Here is a 1,627-nt window from a genome sequence, read left to right as displayed (position 1 = left end):
CAGCAACCCGCGAGCGCGTCGAACGCGCCGACCAGCGTCGCGACCCACGCCGCGGCGTCGCCCGTCGGGTCGCCGACCCACACGAGCGGCGCGACGAACCGCAACGCGACGAGCGCCGCCGCGAGGATCAGCACCGTGGCCCGCCCCTGCGCGGCGGCCAGTTCCACCTGGTACGCGGGCGCGACCTGCGTGTATGTCCCGAACTCGGCCACCGCGTGCCGCTGCGCGGCGGGCGCGTCGAGCCCGCGCCCGGCTGCCGTCTCGGCCGCGTCGACGAGCCCGTCGCGCGCCTCGGCCAGTAGCTCCGCCTTCAGCCGCGCCGGCCCGACGAGCCGTCGGCCCAGTCCCGCGACGTACTCGTCGATGATGAGGTGCCCGTCGGTGACCCGCACGCTCCGAGCGTGACACATCCGCCGACCGACCGGTGACCGCGGGTTCCCACCTCCCGCGTGGCCTGCGATCGCCCGGGCATAGCCCGGTCAGCCCGCGGTGGCCGCGTGGTACCGGTCGGTGCTGGTGGCCTGAGCAGCCCACTCCGCGGCGTACCAGCCCTGCGCGGCGAGCAGCCCACGGTGGGTGCCCCGCTCGATGACCCGGCCGTTGTCGAGCACCAGAATCTCGTCCGCGTCGGCCACGACCGCCAACTGGTGGGCGGCGAGCAGCACCGCCGCGCGGGGCACGGCCGCGAGGGCGGCCCCGAGCACGTCGGCCGCCGCGCCCGGGTCCAGGCCCTCGGTGGCTTCATCCAGCAGGAGTACGGGCGTGGGCGCGACCAGGGCTCGGGCCAGCAGGAGCCGCTGCCGCTCCCCACCGGACAGCTGACCGCCGTCCTCGCCGACCATCCGGTCCAGCGCGTCGTGCCAGTGGTCGAGCCCGGCGACGCGCAGCGCGGCGCGGGCCGCGTCGTCGTCGATGCCCGGCCGGCCGAGGGTGAGGTTCTCCCGCACGGTGGCGTGGAAGACGTGCGCGTCGGCCATGACGCCGGTGGCGTACCGCCACGCGGTCTCCGGGTCGGGCGGCGCGCCGCCGAGCGACACGGTGCCCGCCTCCGGCACGACCGTACCGGCGACGACGGCGAGCACTGTGGACTTCCCCGACCCGCTCGGCCCCACCAGCGCCACCCGCCGCCCCGGTGCGAGATCGAGGTCCACCCCGCCGAGCGCGGGCGCCCGGTCGGCCGCGTAACGCACCCGCACCGCGCGCAACCGCACACCGCCGGCCGGCACGTCGGTGGCGCCAGGCTCCACGACCGCCGCCGGCCTCGAACCGACCGGCTCCCTGGCAGGCGCCGTCGGACCAGCAGGCTCACCAGCGCCGCCGGACCCGACCGGACCGCCCGACCGGACCGCCTCGCCCGGCGCGAGGACCGCGAGGACGCGGTCCAACGCCCCACGCAGCTGGGCATACCGGGTCGCCGCGTCCACCAGGACGCCCGTCGACTCGACGGTGACCAGCGCCAACACGACGAGGACGGCAGCGAACGCGCCGGTCGCCCGCCCGTCCGCCACGGCCGGCGCCGCGAGCACCGCGACCCCGGCGGCGGTGAGCCCCGGCAGGACCGCCGCGACACCGCTCACGGCCGAGGCCGCCCGGCCGGCCCGGCGTTCGATGGCGGCCACCCGGTCGG

At 77.9% G+C, this 1,627-nt stretch carries 2 protein-coding genes; both read right to left on the bottom strand.

The window, feature by feature from the left end; translation table 11 throughout:
* Positions 1-392, bottom strand: a 392-nt coding sequence (locus tag ABD211_RS33135; protein WP_344140480.1) for a permease prefix domain 1-containing protein, incomplete at its 3' end; no start/stop codon positions are given.
* Between the two features lie 87 nt (positions 393-479).
* A partial coding sequence (locus ABD211_RS33130; RefSeq protein ID WP_344140478.1) for an ATP-binding cassette domain-containing protein occupies positions 480-1,627 on the bottom strand: 1,148 nt, incomplete at its 5' end.

The organism is Luedemannella flava, from assembly GCF_039528515.1.
Taxonomy (GTDB): domain Bacteria; phylum Actinomycetota; class Actinomycetes; order Mycobacteriales; family Micromonosporaceae; genus Luedemannella; species Luedemannella flava.
Note: the sequence above shows the minus strand (reverse complement) of the source record. Positions and strands in the feature narration are given on the sequence as shown.